General features: G+C 41.8%; 22 protein-coding genes. 8 read left to right on the top strand and 14 right to left on the bottom strand.

Annotated elements, in window-relative coordinates; genetic code table 11:
- Nucleotides 1–15: 15 nt before the first annotated feature.
- A complete protein-coding gene (gene ycjG, locus I2D83_RS21315; protein WP_205948224.1) occupies nucleotides 16–981 on the bottom strand; it encodes an L-Ala-D/L-Glu epimerase in 966 nt (321 codons plus the stop codon).
- Between the two features lie 247 nt (nucleotides 982–1228).
- Between ycjG and rph the strand changes: the two genes are divergently transcribed.
- Together rph and pyrE are read left to right on the top strand one after the other, a co-directional pair.
- A complete protein-coding gene (rph, locus tag I2D83_RS21310; protein ID WP_015842195.1) occupies nucleotides 1229–1945 on the top strand; it encodes a ribonuclease PH in 717 nt (238 codons plus the stop codon).
- A gap of 155 nt (nucleotides 1946–2100) precedes the next feature.
- Nucleotides 2101–2742 (top strand): orotate phosphoribosyltransferase, encoded by a 642-nt coding sequence (gene pyrE, locus I2D83_RS21305; protein ID WP_015842194.1) that lies wholly within the window; start codon nucleotides 2101–2103, stop codon nucleotides 2740–2742.
- Between the two features lie 56 nt (nucleotides 2743–2798).
- On the opposite strand, the gene slmA is transcribed toward pyrE, so the two are convergent.
- From slmA to coaBC, 3 genes are all read right to left on the bottom strand, one after another.
- Complete coding sequence (gene slmA, locus I2D83_RS21300) at nucleotides 2799–3395, bottom strand: nucleoid occlusion factor SlmA (RefSeq protein WP_015842192.1); 597 nt, start codon at nucleotides 3393–3395, stop codon at nucleotides 2799–2801.
- Between the two features lie 114 nt (nucleotides 3396–3509).
- Entirely contained in the window at nucleotides 3510–3968 is a 459-nt protein-coding gene (dut, locus tag I2D83_RS21295; protein WP_015842191.1) for a dUTP diphosphatase, read from the bottom strand.
- On the bottom strand, nucleotides 3946–5223 hold the full coding sequence (coaBC, locus tag I2D83_RS21290) for a bifunctional phosphopantothenoylcysteine decarboxylase/phosphopantothenate--cysteine ligase CoaBC (protein WP_370294138.1): 1278 nt from the start codon (nucleotides 5221–5223) through the stop codon (nucleotides 3946–3948). Before coaBC ends, dut begins: the two co-directional genes overlap by 23 nt.
- A 153-nt stretch (nucleotides 5224–5376) precedes the next feature.
- Between coaBC and radC the strand changes: the two genes are divergently transcribed.
- From radC to I2D83_RS21260, 6 genes are all read left to right on the top strand, one after another.
- A complete protein-coding gene (gene radC / locus I2D83_RS21285) occupies nucleotides 5377–6042 on the top strand; it encodes a RadC family protein (protein WP_015842189.1) in 666 nt (221 codons plus the stop codon).
- A 237-nt stretch (nucleotides 6043–6279) separates the two neighbouring features.
- Nucleotides 6280–6516, top strand: coding sequence for a 50S ribosomal protein L28 (rpmB, locus tag I2D83_RS21280; RefSeq protein ID WP_005967968.1), 237 nt, complete (start codon nucleotides 6280–6282; stop codon nucleotides 6514–6516).
- An 11-nt stretch (nucleotides 6517–6527) separates the two neighbouring features.
- Nucleotides 6528–6695, top strand: coding sequence for a 50S ribosomal protein L33 (rpmG, locus tag I2D83_RS21275; protein ID WP_002442576.1), 168 nt, complete (start codon nucleotides 6528–6530; stop codon nucleotides 6693–6695).
- A gap of 221 nt (nucleotides 6696–6916) precedes the next feature.
- A complete protein-coding gene (mutM, locus tag I2D83_RS21270) occupies nucleotides 6917–7726 on the top strand; it encodes a bifunctional DNA-formamidopyrimidine glycosylase/DNA-(apurinic or apyrimidinic site) lyase (RefSeq protein WP_205947258.1) in 810 nt (269 codons plus the stop codon).
- A gap of 44 nt (nucleotides 7727–7770) precedes the next feature.
- Nucleotides 7771–8763 (top strand): glycosyltransferase family 9 protein, encoded by a 993-nt coding sequence (locus I2D83_RS21265; RefSeq protein ID WP_182100955.1) that lies wholly within the window; start codon nucleotides 7771–7773, stop codon nucleotides 8761–8763.
- A gap of 84 nt (nucleotides 8764–8847) precedes the next feature.
- Nucleotides 8848–9711: a hypothetical protein gene (locus I2D83_RS21260; protein ID WP_182100956.1), complete on the top strand. Its 864-nt coding sequence runs from the start codon at nucleotides 8848–8850 to the stop codon at nucleotides 9709–9711.
- A gap of 21 nt (nucleotides 9712–9732) precedes the next feature.
- Here I2D83_RS21260 and coaD read toward each other — a convergent pair whose 3' ends face one another.
- The 10 genes from coaD to waaO all read right to left on the bottom strand — a co-directional run bounded on the left by coaD (nucleotide 9733) and on the right by waaO (nucleotide 21118).
- Nucleotides 9733–10209, bottom strand: coding sequence for a pantetheine-phosphate adenylyltransferase (coaD, locus tag I2D83_RS21255; protein WP_181845564.1), 477 nt, complete (start codon nucleotides 10207–10209; stop codon nucleotides 9733–9735).
- A gap of 38 nt (nucleotides 10210–10247) precedes the next feature.
- Entirely contained in the window at nucleotides 10248–11525 is a 1278-nt protein-coding gene (waaA, locus tag I2D83_RS21250; RefSeq protein ID WP_181845507.1) for a lipid IV(A) 3-deoxy-D-manno-octulosonic acid transferase, read from the bottom strand.
- 187 nt (nucleotides 11526–11712) lie between these two features.
- Nucleotides 11713–12606: a glycosyltransferase gene (locus I2D83_RS21245; protein WP_182100957.1), complete on the bottom strand. Its 894-nt coding sequence runs from the start codon at nucleotides 12604–12606 to the stop codon at nucleotides 11713–11715.
- Nucleotides 12607–13070: 464 nt separating this feature from the next.
- Nucleotides 13071–14213 (bottom strand): glycosyltransferase family 9 protein, encoded by a 1143-nt coding sequence (locus I2D83_RS21240; RefSeq protein ID WP_182100958.1) that lies wholly within the window; start codon nucleotides 14211–14213, stop codon nucleotides 13071–13073.
- Nucleotides 14200–15021, bottom strand: a complete 822-nt coding sequence (locus tag I2D83_RS21235) for a glycosyltransferase family 2 protein (RefSeq protein WP_182100959.1) — start codon at nucleotides 15019–15021, stop codon at nucleotides 14200–14202. The genes I2D83_RS21240 and I2D83_RS21235 overlap by 14 nt, the downstream gene beginning before the upstream one ends.
- 743 nt (nucleotides 15022–15764) lie before the next feature.
- Nucleotides 15765–16574: a class I SAM-dependent methyltransferase gene (locus I2D83_RS21230; RefSeq protein WP_182100960.1), complete on the bottom strand. Its 810-nt coding sequence runs from the start codon at nucleotides 16572–16574 to the stop codon at nucleotides 15765–15767.
- A 372-nt stretch (nucleotides 16575–16946) separates the two neighbouring features.
- Nucleotides 16947–18020, bottom strand: a complete 1074-nt coding sequence (locus I2D83_RS21225) for a glycosyltransferase family 9 protein (RefSeq protein WP_205947257.1) — start codon at nucleotides 18018–18020, stop codon at nucleotides 16947–16949.
- Between the two features lie 60 nt (nucleotides 18021–18080).
- Nucleotides 18081–18998: a glycosyltransferase family 2 protein gene (locus I2D83_RS21220; RefSeq protein ID WP_182100962.1), complete on the bottom strand. Its 918-nt coding sequence runs from the start codon at nucleotides 18996–18998 to the stop codon at nucleotides 18081–18083.
- Nucleotides 18999–19077: 79 nt separating this feature from the next.
- The gene (locus tag I2D83_RS21215; RefSeq protein ID WP_182100963.1) at nucleotides 19078–20037 is read right to left on the bottom strand and encodes an O-fucosyltransferase family protein; all 960 of its coding nucleotides are present in this window, start codon (nucleotides 20035–20037) and stop codon (nucleotides 19078–19080) included.
- 61 nt (nucleotides 20038–20098) lie between these two features.
- Nucleotides 20099–21118, bottom strand: coding sequence for a lipopolysaccharide 3-alpha-galactosyltransferase (gene waaO / locus I2D83_RS21210; RefSeq protein WP_205947256.1), 1020 nt, complete (start codon nucleotides 21116–21118; stop codon nucleotides 20099–20101).
- Nucleotides 21119–21134: the final 16 nt, after the last annotated feature.

The raw sequence follows: 21134 nt of genomic DNA, 5'->3' as shown, positions 1-21134 counted from the left end.
CTGCGGTTGATGACGTCATAGCCAGATTCGGCCAAGGTTATAGGTCAGATAAGGCGAGCTGTCGGCGGCCAGCCAGATAGGACCATCGAGATCGACATGTTCGGCATCGGCGGCGACGGGCAGGGCGGCTTCCATCGCCATCGATGAGCCCAGCGTACAGCCGACCATAATGCGCAGGCCGTGAAAGTGAGCCTCACGCACCATCGCCAGTGCTTCGGTCAGCCCGCCACACTTATCCAGCTTGATGTTGATCATGTCGTAACGACGACGCAGCCCGACGATGTCACCGCTGTGGCGGCAGCTTTCATCCGCGCAGATAGGAATCGGGTGGGCAAAACGCTGTAAATCCTCGTCTTTACCGACAGGCAGTGGTTGCTCAATCATGGCGACCTGATAGGGCAGCAGCGCCGTGGACAGGCTATGTAAATCCAGCCCGCTCCAGCTCGCTCTCGCGTCGATAATCAATCTGGCGTTGGGCGCGGCGGCACGAATGGCGGCGACTTTCTCCAGAATCAGTTCGCGATCCAGTTTAATTTTCAGCAGCAGTGCGCCGTGGGAAATAGCATTGGATGCGGCGGCGGCCATTTTCTCCACGCTGTCGAGCGCCAACGTTTGCGCACAGACCACGGATGTGGGGGGATGAATGTCGAGGCGCTGCCACAGCGTCTGTTTTTCCAATGCGGTATTGAGCCGCCACAGCGCGCAGTCCAATGCATTTCTGGCTGCGCCCGGCGCTAAGTCTTTCTGGAGTTGTTCGATGGTCAAGCCGTGTTCGATTGCCTCACGGATCGCAGAGAGCTGGTGACATACGCTGTCGGCGGACTCGCCATAATGGGCGAGCGGCGTACATTCGCCTTGCCCAATAAATCCTTTTTCTTCCAACGCGACGCGGATAACGGTAACCGCGCGACGCGTACCGTTTTCAGCCGCCATAGGACGGGCTAGTGGCAGATTGACGGTTTCAATTTGCATATGCCGCATCATGATTTGTTCTCATCAACGCTCAGGGGATGAATGGACTATTTCATGATGCATCATCACTGACGAATACTTGTTTATGAGTAGGGTATAACCTGAGGTTATGGCATAAGAATAAGGTATGGCTGGTGACGAATTAATCGCTTCTGTTGCAAATTTATCGCGGCTGGCGCAGGGTAAGATTAGGCAGCGCGCGACTTATTTAGTGTATAATGCGCGCCAGTTTTCATTGACCCGCCGGAGATGAGCCATGCGCCCAACAGGCCGAAGTGCACAGCAAGTACGCCCCCTTAAATTGACCCGTCATTACACGAAACACGCCGAAGGTTCCGTTTTAGTCGAATTTGGCGACACCAAAGTGTTATGCAATGCCACGGTAGAAGAGGGTGTTCCGCGCTTTCTGAAAGGCCAGGGGCAAGGATGGGTTACCGCCGAATACGGCATGCTGCCGCGCGCGACGCACAGCCGTAACGCCCGTGAAGCCGCCAAAGGCAAGCAGGGCGGGCGGACGCTGGAGATTCAGCGCCTGATTGCGCGCTCCCTGCGTGCAGCTATCGACCTGAAAGTGCTCGGCGAATACACCATTACGCTCGACTGCGATGTATTGCAGGCGGACGGCGGTACGCGTACGGCGTCCATCACCGGTGCCTGCGTGGCACTGGCCGATGCGCTGAACCAGATGGTGGCCAACGGCAAGCTGAAAAAGAACCCGATGAAAGGCATGGTCGCGGCGGTTTCCGTCGGCATCGTGAACGGCGAAGCGTTGTGCGATCTGGAATATGTGGAAGATTCCGCCGCTGAGACCGACATGAATGTGGTCATGACCGAAGACGGTCGCATGATTGAAGTGCAGGGGACCGCCGAAGGCGAACCGTTCAGCCATGAAGAATTACTCTCCCTGCTGGCGTTAGCCCGAGGGGGAATCGAGACCATCGTTCAGGCGCAGAAAGCCGCCTTAATCGATTGATTTTATAAGCGACCAATTGGTCGCTTTTTTTATGGCGTGCGATCCCTGGCCGCCACAAGCGACGTTGAAAATTTCTCCTGGAAATTTTTTATGTCTGATTAATTTTTAATTCTGACCAACAACATGATTAACCCGTAAGACGAGGAGATGCAGTAATGAAAGCCTACCAGCGCCAGTTTATTGAGTTTGCACTCAGCAAGCAGGTATTGAAGTTCGGCGAATTTACCCTGAAATCCGGGCGCATCAGCCCCTATTTCTTCAATGCCGGGCTGTTTAATACCGGGCGCGATCTGGCCTTACTGGGGCGTTTTTATGCGGAAGCGCTGGTTGATTCCGGTGTAGAGTTTGACCTGCTGTTCGGGCCGGCTTACAAAGGCATTCCGATTGCTACCACTGCAGCGGTAGCGCTGGCAGAACATCACGATCGCGACCTGCCATACTGCTTTAACCGCAAAGAAGCCAAAGACCATGGCGAGGGCGGCAGTCTGGTCGGTAGCCCATTACAGGGTCGCGTGATGCTGGTGGACGACGTGATTACGGCGGGGACGGCGATTCGCGAATCGATGGCAATCATCAGCGCACATGGGGCAACGCTGGCGGGGGTAATGATTGCGCTGGATCGTCAGGAACGCGGTCGTGCTGATTTGTCTGCGATTCAGGAAGTGGAGCGCGACTATCAGTGCAAGGTGATTTCGATTATTACGCTGAAGGAGCTGATTGCCTATCTGGCGGAAAAACCAGAGATGGCGGCGCATCTGGATGCGGTGAAAGCCTATCGTGAGCAGTTCGGGGTTTAACAACGGTGTGAGTCGGGAACCCGCCAGCGATGTCTGGCGGGTTTTAATCGCGGTGCTTAGTTCAGCTGTGCGGCCAGCAGCGGCCAGCGGGTGTCGAATTCTTGCGTTGGGCGATAGCGGAATTCAGAGCGAATGAAGCGCGACAGCATCCCTTCGCAAAACGCTAACAGCTGGCTAGCCAGCAGCGTTTCGTCATGCTGGAAGCCTTTACCATCACGTAGCTTATGCTCGCGTAGCACCTGACGCAGCTGTGATTCAATACGCTCAAACAGCTGGTTGATGCGATCCTGCAAGCGATCCTGTTCAAACATCAGCGCGTGGCCGGTCATGATGCGAGTCAGACCGGGATTGCGTTCCGCAAACCCTAAAATCAGCAGCAAAATCAGACGAAGACGATTAAACGTTTCTTTTTCGTCTTGCAGAATCAGGTTAATGCGGGTGGTCAGGCTATCCTCAATAAATTCAATCAGGCTATCAAACATCCGCGTTTTACTGGGGAAATGCCGGTAGAGCGCCGCTTCGGACACGCCGACGTTCGCTGCCAGTTTTGCCGTGGTGATGCGTTGGCTGCCGTCGCTGGATTCCAGCATTTGCGCCAGCGCCTGCAAAATTTCCTCGCGGCGGTTCCTTTTCGTACTTTCTTTTTCTGCCATGTCTGAAAAGACCCTTGCTAAATATTTGACTGACAAGCACCCGGTAGCGCCACAGTCGCAATAGCACGCTGTGGCTTATATGAATTTTTTACACTATGGGGTGGCTGGAGCGCGTTAGCTACGGCCGGAGTGGCCGAAGCCGCCTTCTCCACGTTCGCTGCTGACGAAATCTTCGACCAGATTAAATTCGGCCTGAACGACAGGCACAAAGACCATCTGTGCGATACGCTCACCCGGCTCAACCGTAAACGTTTGTTGACCACGGTTCCAGACGGAAACCATCAGTTGCCCCTGATAGTCCGAATCAATCAGCCCAACCAGATTCCCCAGCACCACGCCGTGCTTGTGGCCTAAGCCGGAACGAGGAAGGATGACCGCCGCCAGCCCGGTATCGGCAATGTGAATCGCCAGTCCGGTTGGAATCAGGGTCGTTTCCCCTGCTTTGAGTTCAATCGCCTGATCCAGACAGGCACGCAGATCGAGCCCGGCAGAACCCGGTGTGGCATAGGTTGGTAACGGGAATTGTTGCCCAACGCGTGGGTCAACAATCTTAACGTCGATTTTTTTCATCATAACGGCTGATAATCTCGTCGATTAATTTTTGGCCAAGAAGACGTTTGTCGCACTGCGGCAACGGCATGTCTCCATCGTGCCAAAAAAGGTGTAACGCATTGGTTTCACTGTTAAAACCATGCCCGGAAAGAGAGACGTTGTTCGCGCAAATCAGGTCCAGCTTTTTACGCGCCAGTTTTTGCCGGGCGTATTCTTCCACATTCTGGGTTTCGGCAGCAAACCCGACAACATAAGGACGATTTTTCGTCATGGCTGCGACACCGGCGATAATATCTGGATTTTTGACCAGAGTGAGAGTCATTTCATCGCCCTGCTGACTCTGTTTTTTGATCTTCTCATCGGCAATATGTTTGGCGCGATAGTCGGCAACCGCGGCGCAACCGATCACAATGTGTTGCTGTGCCGCATGTGCCATGACCGCGTGTTCCATCTCCAGCGCGCTGCCGACGTCAATACGTGTGACGCCCTGCGGCGTGGCGAGCGAAACCGGGCCGCTTACCAGAGTGACATTCGCGCCACGGGCAGCTGCGGCCTGCGCGATAGCAAAGCCCATTTTTCCGGAGCTATGATTGGAGATAAAGCGAACCGGATCCAGCGCTTCTCTCGTTGGCCCGGCGGTGACCAGAATGTTCAGATGTTGCAGATCGTTGATGGCAGAAAAATGACGCTGCGCTAACCCGACAATCTCCAGCGGGTCAATCATGCGGCCCGGCCCAACGTCGCCACATGCCTGGCTGCCGCTATCCGGTCCCCAGATCGGTAAACCGCGAGCTGCCAGCGTGCGCAGGTTGTCCTGCGTGGGCTCCGCGCGATACATCTGTTGATTCATCGCGGGGACAACCGCGATAGGAGCGGATGTCGCCAGACAAATTGTGGTTAGCAGGTCGTTTGCCATGCCCGCAGCGACGCGGGCGATCAGATCGGCGGTGGCAGGGGCGAGAATGACTAAATCAGCCCATTTCCCCAGCTCGATGTGACCCATCGAGGCTTCCGCCGCAGGGTCGAGCAGGTCGTCTGATACCGGGTAGCCGGAGACGGCTTGCAGCGTGAGCGGGGTGATGAAAGCTTTAGCGGCAGATGTCATGACAACCCGTACATCAGCTCCAGCGTCGCGCAGGCGCCGCACCACTTCTGGGCACTTGTACGCGGCGATGCCGCCGCTGATACCCAGCACGATTCGTTTGCCGGAGAGTGCATTCAGGCTGGAAAATTCCGTCATCATCATGGTCCGATTGAAAGTCAGAAGATGTGCCATTTTACCATAACCTTGCAGCCAGATAGGAATCTTAAGGTTGTCGCTGTTGCTTCCCTAAGAAGATTGCGAAGCGCTTCGCAGCTTTTTAGTACCGCTATCGTCCTGTTTTTATGAGCGTGACATGATGCCATCGAGCGGTATAGGGAGAGTGCGATGGGCTGGGAAAAGGGATTGGCACCGCGTGAAAAGTTGGTGCGTTTAGGGGCTGAATCGCTGACGGATGTCGAGTTGCTGGCGATTTTTTTACGCACTGGGCTGCCGGGCGTACATGTGATGCAACTGGCAGAGGATTTGCTGGTGCAGTTCGGATCGTTATATCAACTGATGACGGCCGATCAGTCCGCATTTCGTACCGCCAAAGGCGTGGGAATATCAAAATATACGCAAATCAAGGCGATCGCGGAGCTATCGCGTCGGCTATTTTTCTCTCGTCTGGCGAAAGAGGATGCGATGCTGAATCCCCAGGCGACAGGTCAATATCTGCAATTATTGCTGTCCCGGCGTGAGCGTGAGGTTTTTTTAGTTCTGTTTTTGGACAATCAGCATCACGTTATTCGCCATCAGGAGATGTTTGTTGGTACGATTAACAGCGTGGAAGTACATCCGCGTGAGATTGTACGTGAAGCGCTAAAGGCTAATGCCGCCGCGCTGATTCTGGCGCATAATCATCCGTCGGGAAAAGCGGAGCCGAGTCAGGCTGACCGTGCGATAACCGAACAGATTGTTAAAGCCTGTCTGTTAATGGAGATCCGTGTGCTCGATCATTTGGTGATTGGACATGGCGAATACGTTTCTTTTGCCGAGCGCGGCTGGATTTAACAGATATTTCCGCGATCCAATGGGATCTTTAGCTGTTCGGGACTTGAGCACTTACGCTTCAGAGCGTATACTACGCCACCTTTGAGAATCTTGGGTGTGGCGTTAAGAGCCTATCTCAGCAGGTTTATCCTGATGACAGAGTCTTTTCAGTGAAGTTGCTGAGATGGGCTCTAAAGCCTGACGAGGCGGCCAAACCCTATACGAAGCTCGAGCTGATTTGATTTTTGGAGAATAGACATGTCCCGAGTCTGCCAAGTTACTGGCAAGCGTCCGGTGGCCGGGAACAACCGTTCCCACGCACTGAATGCGACCAAACGCCGTTTTCTGCCGAACCTGCATTCACACCGTTTCTGGGTTGAAGGCGAGAAGCGCTTTGTAACACTGCGTGTATCTGCTAAAGGTATGCGTGTTATCGATAAGAAGGGTATTGAGACGGTTCTGGCCGATCTGCGTGCCCGTGGTGAAAAGTATTAAGGAACTGAATCATGGCTAAGGGTGTTCGCGAGAAGATCAAGCTGGTTTCTTCTGCTGGTACTGGTCACTTCTATACCACTACGAAGAACAAACGTACTAAGCCGGAAAAATTGGAACTGAAGAAATTCGATCCAGTTGTCCGTCAGCACGTTGTCTACAAAGAAGCTAAAATTAAGTAATTTCTGCTTCTTGATAAAAACCCGGCCTTGGTCGGGTTTTTTTTCGTCATGTGCCAGCCAGCGTGTCGATTTGGTTTAACTGTTATGTGGTAAATACTGCGGGTAAAATTAAAATACGCCAGCAGTGACCCCGTTTCCCGTCGTATCCCCTGTCTTGCGGATTGTCACAGAGGGTATCCTGTTGTTTATGCTAATGTAGCCACCTTTATCAGGAGACGCACATGCCTGAATTACCTGAGGTTGAAACCAGTCGTCGGGGAATTTCACCGTATCTTGTCGATCACACTATTCTGTATGCTGAGGTCAGGAACACGCGCCTGCGCTGGCCGGTGTCGGGTGAGATCCTCTCGCTGAGTGATGAGCCGGTGCTGAGTGTGCGTCGGCGGGCAAAATACCTGCTGATTGAACTCACGCGTGGTTGGATTATTGTGCATCTCGGCATGTCTGGTAGCCTGCGAGTGTTGCCGGAATATAGTGAGCCGGAGAAACACGATCATGTTGATTTGGTGATGGACAGCGGTAAGGTGCTGCGTTACACCGATCCACGGCGTTTTGGTGCCTGGCTGTGGACGGATAATCCAGAAACTTGCTCGGTCTTGGCGCATTTGGGGCCGGAGCCGTTAGAGGCGGAATTCTCCGCAGATTATCTCTATCAGGCCTCACGCGGTAAAAAGACGGCAATCAAACAGTGGATTATGGATAACAAAGTGGTCGTTGGCGTAGGCAATATCTACGCGAGTGAATCGCTGTTTGCTGCTGGCATCCACCCTGACAGAGCGGCCGGATCGTTAAATGAAAGCGACGCAGCCGTATTAGTGAGCGTGATTAAACAGGTGCTACAGCTTTCGATTGAGCAGGGCGGCACGACGCTACGCGACTTTTTGCAATCTGACGGTAAACCCGGCTATTTCGCGCAGGAACTACGAGTCTATGGCCGCAATGGTGAACCGTGCCGGACATGTGGAACACCGATCGAAACCGCGAAACATGGGCAGCGCAGCACTTTTTTTTGTCGCTGTTGTCAGAAGTGAAGGCAAAAAATTAACTTTTAACATATAGAAAGATAAAAATAGATATGCAGCGCATCTTGGTGATGAGAATTGATTTTCTTGGCGATATGGTCTGTACCACAGCATTGATCCGTTCGTTAAGAACACAATGGCCAACAGCTGAGATACATGTATTAGCAAATCAGTATAATTCTGCTGTTTTGGCAGGAAATCCTGATGTTACTAGTGTATATCACTATATCTATAGTAAAAATAGGTATAGAAATCCACGTAGTGGGCTGTTTTTTTCACTAATGGATAAATTTTCCCTCATCATGCGCCTGAGGCGCTTGAAATTTGATCTCATGATCATTCCTAATGGTGGTATGAATAAAAATTCTATTCAATTTTCCCGTTGGCTGAATATTCAAGACAAGCGCTGGCACACCAAAGAAACAGAATTTGATGATCGAAATATCGAACATATCAAGCAGCGGCCTATAATGCATGAAGCTATTTCTGGGTATCGGCTAGTGCCAGAATTAAACATTCCAGATATAAAAAATTTGAATTTATATTTATATCCGAATAGTGAGTTGAAAATGCAGTGGGAAAACAGAATAAAACAAAAAAATAAATGCAATATTGGTTTTTTTATATCGAATAAATGTTTTTCTCGCAAATGGTCAAGAGATAATTGGTTTCAGTTAGCGAGGGGGTTGGGGGATGATTTTAATATAAAAATATTTTTTAGCCCAGATGATGTATTTGAAATTGATGCGCTGGATTGTCCTCCTTCCTGTTATATAAGTCCTAAGACAGTACCCGATCTTATTGCAGCGATGAGCCATCTTGATATAGTTGTCTCCGCTGATAGTGCGCCTGTTCATTTCGGTGCTGCATTACAGATACCTGTTGTTGGTTTATTCGAAGCAAGGCCAGAGAAATATTTGCGTTGGTATCCTATAGGTGTAAAATGTATAGTTTTATATAGAGAGAATCGGGTTGATTCGATCTGTGTTGATGATGTTAAAAATGCTATTTTGACATTGGCCTGTGGTTGTGAAAATTATCATTAAAAATGATTAAATCATGTAGAGGAATATATTTTATTTATTTCCTGAAGTTATTTTTTAATTCTTTATTTTCCCCGGGGAATTTCTATGAATGAACGTGTGGTTTTTTATACATTAGCTTTTGGACGAGATGAGTACCATTTACAATCTCAGCTTTTAATTATTTCTTTTCTAAAATATCGATCTCCAGGGTTTATATTTAGAGTTTATACTGATAACCCTGATTTTTTTGAACTCTTTAGAGAAGAAATTGATATTGTCCACATTGATAAAGCTTATCTTCAAGAATGTATTGGTGAACACAAGGGATACGTCTTCTCCGTAAAATTGAATCTTATAAAAAGAGTTTATTTTGAAGATGAGTTCAACGCTTTCGTATTTTTAGACACGGATATGATTGTATTACAATCGCTTGATACTTTTGTCCTTTCTCTTCTTTCAGGGAAGCCTGCAATGTATCAGCGAGAGAGAAAATATGCTAAAGAATCCAAGAAAGAATATTGGAATGCACTGAGAAATATAGATGTGTTAGGTCACGCAATACACAAGGAATCGAGTCAGTGGAACTCAGGTGTAGTGGGTTTGCCTAAAGGGCTGGGAAATAAAATGCAGGATGCATCTATCATTATGGATAATCTGTATGAATATGGCGTTAAACAGCATACCTTGGAGCAGGTTGCGATCTCTGTTGTTTTAGAAAATGCAAATCGTTTAACCCCATCGACCGATTATTTTATTCATTATTATGCAAATAAAAATGCTTGGGAACCGCTTTATTGTGAATTAGATACTCTAAAGAAAAATAGCGGAAATATTAATTTAATGAAAGAGTGGTTTGAAAATGTGAGTGTTTTTCCTGCTGCGGAAGTAGTGAAGGAAGGTTATTTCTATAGATTGTTTTCAAAATGGAAGAATAGCCTGAAAAAAAGAATCATATATAGAAAAAAATAAAACTATTATAGTATATATTAATTATAGCTTATCTATTAATGCCTTAAGTATAGGGGTAGGTAAGAAATGTGATACATCACCACCGTGACGAGCGACTTCTTTGACCAGAGAAGATGAAATAAATGACCACTCTTCCGATGGCATCAGAAAAACACTTTCAAGTGTTGGCATCAAGTGGTGATTCATTTTTGCGAGCTGGAGTTCATATTCGAAATCGGCAACGGCTCGCAAACCGCGAACAAGAATATTAGCGTGTTGCTGCTGTGCGAAGTGTGCCATGAGATCGCTAAAGCCGACCACTTCGACATTGGATAAATGCCCTGTCGCGCCTTTTGCCAGCGCCACGCGTTCATCCAATGTAAAGAGCGTGTTCTTGCTCGGGCTGGCGGCGATGGCCAGCACCACATGATCGAACAGTCGTGATGCCCGCGTGAGCAGATCCAAATGGCCATTGGTTAATGGATCGAACGTTCCGGGATAAATCGCTTTGGTTGTCATCACGTCAGCCCTTCATTCAATGTATGGTAGCGACTGCCTTACTGCGTCCGCTGGGGCAAATAAGGTTCCAGAAGCGTAAGCAGCATCTGTAGTGCGCCCTGGTTCTGGTGTAACACTTCCACGGCGTGTCGACCATAGTAGAGGCGATAGTCTTCGTCGGCGAGTAGTTTTCCCACTTCTCTTCCCAATGAGTCTGCATCGGTCACGGTAATCAACCCATCAGCTTGATCGAGTTTGTTGCAGATGTCTTTGAAATTGAACGTGTGTGGCCCCATCAAGACTGGAATGGCGTGGGCTGCAGCCTCTAGCGGATTATGTCCGCCACGCTCAACTAAGCTCCCACCAACAAACGCCAGATCGGCGATGCCGTATAACAGCATCAGTTCTCCCATGGTGTCACCAATTACCACCTGCGTGTTCGCAGAAGGTTGTTCACCACTGCTACGAAGCGTGTAGGTGAATCCCTGAGTTTCTGCCAGCGCCTGTGTGGTGGAGAAACGTTCGGGATGACGAGGGACAAGGATCAATAATAAGTCGGGGTAACTGCCAAGCAGCTGGCGGTGAGCAGCCAGAACGACTGCTTCTTCGCCTTCATGTGTGCTGGTCGCTATCCATACTGGACGGTGTGGCGCCCATTGGCGGCGCAATGTAATGGCTCTCGCGGCCAATTCTGGCGTAACAGAGATATCAAACTTGAGACTACCAGTCACTTTAAGGCTTGAGCGTTTCAGCCCAAGATCGATAAATCTATTCCCATCCTCCTGATTCTGCGCAGCGACGAGCGTGATTCGCTGCAAGATATGGCGCATTAGCTTCCCGATCTTTTTGTAACCCGTAGCAGAGCGTTCTGATAGCCGGGCATTGGCAATGACCAGCGGAATTTCGCGTTTATGCAGTTCCGCGATCAGATTTGGCCATAGTTCGGTTTCCATAATGATGACGATTTTTGGACGAACCTGATCAAAAAAGCGTTTCAGAGCACAAGGCAAATCATAAGGTAGATAAACGTGATAGACCGTGTCGCCAAAAGCGGAACGTACGCGCTCCGAGCCAGTTGGCGTCATGGTTGTTACCGTGATTGGTAGATTGGGGTATCGATGGCGTAGTGCTCTGACTAAAGGAATGGCGGCCAGCGTTTCGCCCACCGAAACGGAATGCAGCATAATGCCGTCTGGTTTAACCTTCTCTGCACAAAAACCGTAGCGTTCACCCCAACGCCGACGATAGGCGGGTGCCTTGCGGCCACGAAGCCAAAGGCGGAGCCAAATCAACGGCTGGATGAGGTACAGGATGATGGTGTAGAGAGTTTGTAACATAAGATCTACTGTTATCGGTTATCGCTGGGGGGATTTTATCGGTTTTGGATAGAAATGACTATGTGCAAGATATCGCTAGGCCAACGGTTGCGAGGTTCTCAAGCCGCTCAAAAATGAGTTCCATTACACGACTGTTGTAGTACAGTCGTGATTATATGCGAATGAAACTCACTTGTAGTATTTTGCTTTATTTTGCCAGTGGGCTAAAAAGGTAGCGGAACCACCACAAAGGTCGCCACCATTTTCTCTCTGGAGGAAGCGTTTGTGGAATGAGATTATTTTGGTATTTAATTTCCCAGGTATAATTAAGAAATATACGGCTATGCCCGTATTCTGCTCCGAATAGTGAGCATTCCTGTTTTTTACGCAGGTCGACGGGCGTATTTGCGGTCAAATCTCTATTTAATGAGTGATAGCTTTTTTTTCTATCCACATTTCTTTCAAAACAGCGGATGTTTTTTGGCAAATAACGCTGCTTTGAGCCATGGTACTTGTGAAATTTTACGAACCGAAAATCTTCAGAACCGTAATTACCGGCAAACTCTTCATCGTAGCCCCAAAAGCGCATAAACCTTGCCCGGGACATAAAAAAGGTATTGGAATGACCATGATAGCGGTCGCCGATATTATATCTTTTTCCTCTATCAACAAAACCATCCTCCCGGCACTCATGATAGATTTTGTAGAAATTTCTACCGGGGTTTTTATGATTTATAAGATAGCGGAATGTATTTTCCGGTAATTCTTGATCGAGGTCGAGGACGATGATCTTGTCTGATTTTGCGTAGGTCACACCAAGGTTACGTGCACCGGCCTGATTCCAACGGATATCTTCTTTTATGCGCAGCCACGTGATATTAAGCTGATATTTTCCCGTTTCGTATTCAATCGGTGAACCATCATCGACAATAACAAATTCAACGACCTCACGAATATCTAAAGGAAGTTTTTCATATTCCCTTAATAAAGTGAAAACAGATTGAGGATCATTTTGATTACAATAAAAGTGAGTGATGTAACTCAGTTTTATATGTTGCTTATCAAGAATATGTCGTTTAGAGGTTGAGTAGTTAATTTCCATTTTTCCTGACATCTCGTTTTATAAAAATTAGTATACTATATAGATATGAATCAATTTTTATTATTTAACTAACGCGACTAAGTGTGTTTATTAAACTTATGTTTTTAAATTCTTAAAATGCGATAAACTCTTATTTTTCATCTAAAAAAACCAATCTGGATAGAGACTTTTTTAGGAGTATATACTATCAGTGAATTTTTTCGGCTATATCACATATATTGAAATTACGTCTAATTCCCAATTATATCTCCTTAATCATTGAAGATGCTTGATTTTATGCAAATAAAATATAATGTTATTTTTTATGACAATATTTATTACTGCTAAGAAAAAATCTGATTTTAACGTCAGTATGATACCACTCGAAACGGCAGGAATTGTAATCACACTAATTCTGTCCTTTGAGTCTATATTTTTTAGGGGGATATAGTTGATGCTGGAGCATTTTTTTAAGAATTTATCTATTAATGCTGGGTGAGATTGTCCTGTAATAAGGAATGACTCATGTCATGGCTATCCTTGCTAAGAGTTGAAGTATTTAACTGTGCTTTTATTTTATTAACTAATATGTAGGGATCTATGTTTTGAGCGGAGTTGTTTGGTGCTATAATTTGAATCGCATTTTCGTAACCTGGTGCCCATACATAATCGTGTATAAAGTTTTCATTTACCTCACTGCTATATATACTAATGAGATTTTTATTAAGAGCATTTGATAAATGTACTATGGATGTATCAACAGAAACTACCAAATTACTTAAATTTATATAGGGAATAATATCTGATATTTGATTTGATTCAGGTTTAATGACATTGTCAAACTCGTCTATTTTTGATAACGAAGACGGAGTTCCACATAATATTACAAGTACGCCATGTATTTTATTCAATTCATTTAATATTATATTTGTTTTTTCGATGCTCAGGCTACGGTTCATTTTTGATGCAAATGGGCATAAAGAAATTAGAATCGAATGTTTTCTTTCTTCTAATATATTTATTGCTTTTTTGTATTTTTCCTCACTGATAAAAACATCATAATTAATGTTTTTGTCTTTTATTTCTAAGAAATCTAGTAATGCTATGAATTTTTCCTTAACATGAGACTTGTATTTTTTATAATCTATAGAGAAGTCATAAACTCTGTATTTTTTTTCTTTATTTAAACCTACGCAGTATCTAGGTTTTATGGATTTTATAATTTCAAACTTTGGTAATAATGTTGCTATATCATTTTCCCAAAATGGGTCGATGAGTAAATCAATTTTTAAATCATTATTTTTATTTAATTGTTTTTTTATTGGAGTGTTTTTTCTGATGTATATTATTTTTTCTATATATGGGTTTCTTTCAATGATATCTGATATTTCTTTGTTTGTTATAATGTAAATCTCGAATCCAGATTTTTTTAAAACTCGAAAGAAACCGCTTGATACAATAAGATCCCCTATGCCAACATTATGCATAATAATAGCAATTTTTTTTATATTTTTTATTTCAAGTTTGCTTTTTTTTACTAATTTAAAACTGGCGATAATGTTTTTTATTATTTTTGTTTTTTTGTTTCTTTCTCTATTTATTTTTTTAATTAATTCAATTGCTTTCATGGTTTTTCACTTCATTCTTAGACGGTTGTTTATAATTCTTATTATTTAGTGACCATAACTCAGTATACTTATTGAAGGTGTATTGTGCATTGACGAATGCTAACAATAAACCATGTTTTCCATCCAAAAAACCAGCTCGTAATATCCAGGTTTTGAAGAATGCAAAAGTAGTATGAGTAAATATTGATAAATAATGGCAGCGTTTTCCCTTGGCATTATATTCTTTTGCCCATTCCATCGCATAGCGGAGCTGTTTCTGCTGGAAAGTGGAGAAGTGGCAACATGTGAAATGTAAGAGATCTCCATGTAAGTGCACAACATGAGCATCGCCATAATTCAGAGACTCATGTACGCTATTATCATTATATTTATAGAGGTGGTTAGCATAGAGTCGAATTACTTTATCTGGGTACCAACCACTGTGTGCCATAAAATGACCAAGAAAAAGATTTCTACGAGCGCAAGAATATACCTTTTTATCATTTATAGTAGATTTTGATAATATATTTTCAATGGAAAATCGTAATTCAGGTGTTATTCTTTCATCAGCATCAATAAAAAAAATGTAATCACTAGTTGCATATTGTTGGGCTATCTGCCTTTGCTTCCCATAGCCATGCCAATCATGGTGGTGGTATATTCTTGCTCCATTTTTTTGAGCTATATCTAATGTGTCGTCTGTACTACCAGAATCAACCACAATAATCTCATCGACCCAATTTATAGATTGCAAGCAATCATATATTAATTCGGCCTCGTTTTTTGTTATCAGAATGGCAGATATAGAAAAGACTTTCTTTGCGCTCATTTTTAAATTCTCACTACTTGATAATATATATAACGGTATTTTAAATACGAGTGCATGATTTTTTAATATATAGAGCTTATTAGCTGAGATAGAATTAAAAACATGCTAATTAAATATTTCAAAATAATAAGCCACTTGGAAGGTACTCAGTATGAATTGAGCAATACCGATCATATATAGCAGTCGTTCCTAATAAATAGCGGATAACTCATCCGCAAAGAAGTCCTACAGATCGTGATGTATGCACATTGGTGAATAACGTTCACCTAAGTTATTGACATGCTTTATTCTGTCTGTCATTCGTCGGAAGTCTATCAGTGGTGCTTGATGGGGCACTGATACGAACGATTCTGACTGGCTGAGGTTGGCTGAAAATCAGAGACCCACACTATGAGAAAAAATGGTTCACCATTGAGTAGGTTCTGTCTCGAAGCCAACAGAAAACCAGGACTAAGTAGATATCGACCTAAGCCTGAGCATCATTAAGGATAGATACTCAAGCAGTATCAGAAGTGCATCTTAATACCAAAAGTGAAGTCCTGATTGACTGTTCCTGCGAATGTATTTGCCGTGATTAAACCTGATAGAACGACGTTGATTCTCCGTTATATATAGAAGTTACCTAAACAAGCAAACAATCTATATAATTTCACCGTTCCTCGCAATCAACCTGAGCTGACTAAAATGGAACGATAATATGAGAAATTGTCTAGATAAGAAATATTTTCTATCATTTAAAATGATTAAAATTTCATTTTTTTAATATGTTTCCATATTCTACGCAGGCCCCGCGCCTTGGAGTACACTGCGTCTGGATAAGTATTGCTTATTTTCGGTGATTTTTTATTATATTTTTCTAACCCATCTTTTGTTTTGAAGGCAACTATAACTAAATTTGGTGTTAGGATGAAGTTATCCATTCCTGATTCGTGGCGATATAGTCTCGCCCATGGTAGTTTTAATTCCTGCACCATCGCCGACTCTTGGTGCTGAGGGCGGATACTAAAGAAATGGAATCCTGCATTATGTAATAAAAAACTTATAGTATTCTCTGTATATACTGTTGTATGTGTAAAATCATCATATCTATATAGCATTGCTGTTGGTGCTAGAGCATTTGGGATTGATAAAGCTATAAAACCTGTATCATTTGTATGGTTGAAAACCATTTTTAAAAAATCTAACTGTTTTTCCTTGGCAATATGCTCCAGTACATCGAAAGCATAAATTGTATCGTATGTTTTATCGTTTTCTTGTAAAAAATCTATTGCATCAGATAAGTGAGTGTCTAAATTCTGTTTTCTGCTTATTTCTATCTGTGATTTATCAATATCTATTCCCGTAATATTATCATATCCCTCTCTTTGTAGCATCAGCATCAATCGACCCATACCGCAACCAACTTCTAATACTTTATCGTTTTTCTGTTGTGGATACATGGCATGGGAATCAAATAATATTTTTGCTTGTTCAATGTCTTTTGTGCAACTTTCTTGTGTGTCGGGATGATTGTTTTTATATTGATAATGATAGTCAAAATCAGCATTATTCATTCTAAATACGCCTTATGTTAGTTTTTTATATAATGATATTTACAACGTAGGTGGTTAAAGAAGGACAACTGCAGGGCTTTCCTGGTAAACCCTGCGAAAGCTAATCTCCACAGACACCGATGATAAATAAGCCTTATCCATCGCTATTCCTTCCTGCTTTTTCTCTTTTGTGTAACACGCGTGGCCATATAATACTAATAGCCGCATATTCAAACTGCATACGTATTTATTACGCTCATTCTTCAAGGCGATATATTTTATTCGTTTACCTCAATTTCTGCTATGTTGATATAACATAGAGTGAAATATCAATATGATACGAGATTATCTAATTAATATGTTGATTTTTTACTTCTCTTACTTCAGTTCGAATCATTTAGGTGGAAGATGAGTATTTATGAGACTAAATATTTTCATCACATCCATGTGTCTGGCACTTTTCTGGGGAGATATTAGTTGTATTGATTTTTTATAATTTGGAGAAAAGAAATAATCACATTCATAGTTATCTATAACTTCTGAACTATATATACAAATTAATTCTTTATCTAATGCATTGCATAGATGCACTACTGATGTGTCGACCGATATTACTAAATCTGATTTTTTTATTATTGCAGCTGCATCCCAGTATTCGGTAAATGGAGACGTTATGACATTGTCTTGTATAATTATATTTTCTATTTTCCGTTTTTCACCAATAATTATAACTAAAATATCATTTCTTTCTTTTAGTAGAAATACTAATTTAATTATTTGTTCTGGCGTCAGATCCCTAACCTGTGATGCAGAAAATGGATTAAAAGCTATAATCTTTCTTCCTGCTGCCGTATAGAGGAAGTTTTCTATTTTTTCTAGGTTTTTATTAGGGACTTTTATATCATATGGTATTTCTTGAACATTTATATTCAGTTGTAACAAAATCTTTTTGTATGCATCTGTTATATGAACTTTCCCTGAGATAATTACATTTTTATTATAAATTTTCTCGTGTTTTGCATTAAATCCGATGCAGAAACTATGTTTTATTTTTTTTATGACGGAAACATATTTTAAGTGAAAATAATCATCAACTCTTCCATAAAGATCAATTAAAAGATCTATGTGTAGTGATGTTGGTATAGATGGTTTCTCATTATCTACTAAAATTATATTCATATCAGTTCTTTCTCGGAATAAGAACTCTGAGTTTTTACTGATGAACAAGGTTAATGAGTATCCATTCTTAAGTAGTTCTTTGAAAAGCCCAGACGCTATTATTACATCACCTATACCAACATTAAATATAAGAATTCCGATGCTATTTACATCTTCTATCTTAATGGGCTTTCCTTTCTTGCTATCCATTAGTAGAGTAGATATTAATATTTTTATTTTATTTTTTATTTTCTTTGTATTGTGTTTTCTTTTTCTATTTAACTGACTAAGGTACGTTGATATTTTCATCAAGATGAATGCCTATTAGTGTCTTTTTTTATAGCCGTATTTCTCAGTTTGAAAGAATAATTAATTGTTTTTATATTCGCTCTCTATTAAGGAATTTGTTGGTCTTATATTTTCATCTAGAATGTGATATGTTCTTGGGTGAGTTTTGGTTAACGCACATCTTAAAATATTCAGAGAGTTAGAGTAACTACATTTCGCTTTGACGATGAATTTTATTGCGTGAAAAATGTTTTTTAATATACTGTCCTTTTTTTGTTCGTTTATTCGTCTCAGTATTATTGAATATCCTAGTTCAAGTTTTGATGACTCTTTCATTTCTTTATAATTCTTGCCAAACCCCGATAGATTATGATGTATTTCCCCTATACACATTCCTTTTACATAGTCGAATTTTTTCATATTTAATAAGAAGCTATCATCTGCTAAATAGAATGCATACCGTTCATCGAATATAAAACCAGAATGTTTTAGTGTTTTTTCATAAAGTAGCCGAGATATTGATAGCCCTGAACCACACGTTAACATATTATTGGCATTGAAATAGCCAGTGGGTATTTTTTTTAGGGAGTCTCTGTAGACTGGAGAATCAAGTTTATTATCATTATTTTCTATATATACTTGAGGGCATATCAATTCACAATCGCTATTTTTTTCTATGTTGGAGAAGAAGTCTGGGTTTATTTTTGTGTCTTGATCTAAAATGACAAAAAAATCGTGTTCTCCTCTCTTTAAAATAAAATTATATATTTTACTTAATGATATATTCCTTATGTCTTGATAAATGCTAGAGGATATATTTAATGATTGACATTTTTCCATGTATTCATTTACGTCATTGCTATTTAATAATTCTGGTCCATTATTCCATATCGTTATTGTTAAACTTATTTTATCTAAACTTGCTGAAAATACGGATGCTATGGTGTCTGATTTTATTAGAGTAGAGTTATAAGTAACGATGATCGCATTTATTTTCATGCTAATGGCCCTGTTATATTTACTCTCTTAATATGATGGGTATGTAATAAATGATTGCTTTGTAATAAATGTCAGAGTTCTATTTATGTGTGTGAATTATTTTATCATCTGGAGTTAAGAGAATACCCGGTAGATTATATAAATATCTGTCTTTAGGTGGATACCCATCTCTACAAAATTTAGTTACCGCTGATATTGATGTGAATGTAGACATGTCTGTGCCGATAAATATATTACTGCGTACTGCAATTTCAAAATCAATGATTGATGCTTCTAATGCATTTTTAGGGCTGAACTCATTATCGGCAGTTGTATTTTTCTCTTTTAGTTTTAATCCAAATCCATCTCTTGCTAAATTTTCTATATCCTCGAATGAGCAGGTTAGAGCACTTTTATCATAAGTAATATAAAGTGTTTCTAGAGAGGGTAAGGTTTTTTTTATTTTACTAAATATGTGATTGCAACGCTCTAATGGTGTTGAATTAACCCCATTGGGTTTTTTCTCCCATGAATCTTCAATGTCTAACGGCCAATCGCTTTCTATCCGTAATTGACAAACAGCATCATATGGGTGTGCGTGCGAAATAAAATATTCTATCTTGTCTTCCATGTATTTAGATGGTATCAAATATTTAAAAAAATCTATTACTATATTTCTATGCTTATAATCCTGGTTTTTTATAAATTCGTTGACGATAGATTCGCCTTTGAAAAAAAGTTTGTCAGGATTGAGTTTTTTTCCTGTATATCGAGAAGTAATATAGTTGTTTATTTTTATATTATACTTCTCGAAGAAAACATCCATTGATTTCTTATCGAATACGGTGAATAGATCTATATCTCTATGAAAGAATTTATATATGTAAGAGAAATAAATTTTATCTCTCAGGTTTTTTTTGCTTTTATTAGCGATAAAATTAATAAAGTAGGGCAGTGCTATGGGCGCATTTTTTTCTATAGCTTCGATTAATAGGGCAAGGAAAATCATTTTTTGATTATTTAGTCCGCCGCCTGTTCTTTTGAGAAATAATGTTCTCATTCTTTATGTTCCTAATTCTGCTCTGATTATTGTTTTTTTGCAATGGTTTGAAAGAGTAATTCTATTTTGATAGGGATTTTCTATAGAAATATTTTAAGTAGCTCACTATACCTAATATAACTTCATTATTATTAAAATGATGCTTAGCACAATATCTCATATTACTCGTAGTTGTGGCTTCCAGTAAGGGAGACTGGTTCCACGGTGACGCTCTTTTAGCATCTAGAAAATATTCCGTGCAAGCGTAATGTTCAGCCCATTTATGCCACGGTTTTGTCGGCCCAATATAATGGATCATAACCGTGTCATCCTTTATAGGGTTGGCTGGCTTAGGCGTACTAAGTTCATAATTAATGCTATATTGTGTGTTGTACTTTTTATCAAGCCATATCGTTTTATCTATAAGCAATATATTCAATATATCTTGATCAAGATAAGATATTTTTGTCTTTATTTTCTCATCTGCAAGAAGAGACATGGCCTGTGAGCTAATATCATGTTTTTGCCATTGTTTGAGATTGATGTATAGGAATCCAGCATTAAAATATCCGGCATTGATTCCTGGTTCATCAAGCGCCTTCGCTCGTTTCTCCCACCAAACTTTATCTTCTTCTGCTACTACTGCCGCGATGTTATTTTTAAATTCGATGCCTAGCAGTTCACGTAACGAGCCTTTGCAAACAATGTCAGCATCGATATAAAGAAGTGTTTCAATGTCTGGATAAAGTAAATCGGCAATCACAAAGCGAAAATAGGTAGCATAAGACCAATTTTTTGTACTAGGGAGCGATTTCAGCTCATCACAATTTACAATGTAAATATCAATATTTGTATTATATTGAACGCTGAGGTTTTGAAATTTTTTATCTTCATCATCACTTAATGAGTCGGTGAAGATATGAAATGAAAATTTTATATCAGGATTGTGGAGCAAGATTGATGCTGCTGAAATGGCGCAGCCAAACATAAAATTTTTATCAATGCCGTAAGCGATATTTAGCGTATCGGATTTTGAATTTTCCGCTAAGGGGCGAGTAAATGAAATTTTTCTTTTTATAACACCCTGCGATGAAAAATACATAGTGGACTCGGTTATG

The organism is Pectobacterium aroidearum (genome assembly GCF_015689195.1).
Classification (GTDB): Bacteria; Pseudomonadota; Gammaproteobacteria; order Enterobacterales; family Enterobacteriaceae; genus Pectobacterium; species Pectobacterium aroidearum.
The sequence above is the reverse complement of the archived record's forward strand: the minus strand, read 5'-3'. Positions and strand labels throughout refer to the sequence as shown.

Coding starts and splice junctions, on each gene's coding strand:
- ycjG (WP_205948224.1), bottom strand. CDS start 981: ATGCGGCATATGCAAATTGAAACCGTCAATCTGCCACTAGCCCGTCCT.
- rph (WP_015842195.1), top strand. CDS start 1,229: ATGCGCCCAACAGGCCGAAGTGCACAGCAAGTACGCCCCCTTAAATTG.
- pyrE (WP_015842194.1), top strand. CDS start 2,101: ATGAAAGCCTACCAGCGCCAGTTTATTGAGTTTGCACTCAGCAAGCAG.
- slmA (WP_015842192.1), bottom strand. CDS start 3,395: ATGGCAGAAAAAGAAAGTACGAAAAGGAACCGCCGCGAGGAAATTTTG.
- dut (WP_015842191.1), bottom strand. CDS start 3,968: ATGATGAAAAAAATCGACGTTAAGATTGTTGACCCACGCGTTGGGCAA.
- coaBC (WP_370294138.1), bottom strand. CDS start 5,223: ATGGCACATCTTCTGACTTTCAATCGGACCATGATGATGACGGAATTT.
- radC (WP_015842189.1), top strand. CDS start 5,377: ATGGGCTGGGAAAAGGGATTGGCACCGCGTGAAAAGTTGGTGCGTTTA.
- rpmB (WP_005967968.1), top strand. CDS start 6,280: ATGTCCCGAGTCTGCCAAGTTACTGGCAAGCGTCCGGTGGCCGGGAAC.
- rpmG (WP_002442576.1), top strand. CDS start 6,528: ATGGCTAAGGGTGTTCGCGAGAAGATCAAGCTGGTTTCTTCTGCTGGT.
- mutM (WP_205947258.1), top strand. CDS start 6,917: ATGCCTGAATTACCTGAGGTTGAAACCAGTCGTCGGGGAATTTCACCG.
- I2D83_RS21265 (WP_182100955.1), top strand. CDS start 7,771: ATGCAGCGCATCTTGGTGATGAGAATTGATTTTCTTGGCGATATGGTC.
- I2D83_RS21260 (WP_182100956.1), top strand. CDS start 8,848: ATGAATGAACGTGTGGTTTTTTATACATTAGCTTTTGGACGAGATGAG.
- coaD (WP_181845564.1), bottom strand. CDS start 10,209: ATGACAACCAAAGCGATTTATCCCGGAACGTTCGATCCATTAACCAAT.
- waaA (WP_181845507.1), bottom strand. CDS start 11,525: ATGTTACAAACTCTCTACACCATCATCCTGTACCTCATCCAGCCGTTG.
- I2D83_RS21245 (WP_182100957.1), bottom strand. CDS start 12,606: ATGGAAATTAACTACTCAACCTCTAAACGACATATTCTTGATAAGCAA.
- I2D83_RS21240 (WP_182100958.1), bottom strand. CDS start 14,213: ATGAAAGCAATTGAATTAATTAAAAAAATAAATAGAGAAAGAAACAAA.
- I2D83_RS21235 (WP_182100959.1), bottom strand. CDS start 15,021: ATGAGCGCAAAGAAAGTCTTTTCTATATCTGCCATTCTGATAACAAAA.
- I2D83_RS21230 (WP_182100960.1), bottom strand. CDS start 16,574: ATGAATAATGCTGATTTTGACTATCATTATCAATATAAAAACAATCAT.
- I2D83_RS21225 (WP_205947257.1), bottom strand. CDS start 18,020: ATGAAAATATCAACGTACCTTAGTCAGTTAAATAGAAAAAGAAAACAC.
- I2D83_RS21220 (WP_182100962.1), bottom strand. CDS start 18,998: ATGAAAATAAATGCGATCATCGTTACTTATAACTCTACTCTAATAAAA.
- I2D83_RS21215 (WP_182100963.1), bottom strand. CDS start 20,037: ATGAGAACATTATTTCTCAAAAGAACAGGCGGCGGACTAAATAATCAA.
- waaO (WP_205947256.1), bottom strand. CDS start 21,118: ATGTATTTTTCATCGCAGGGTGTTATAAAAAGAAAAATTTCATTTACT.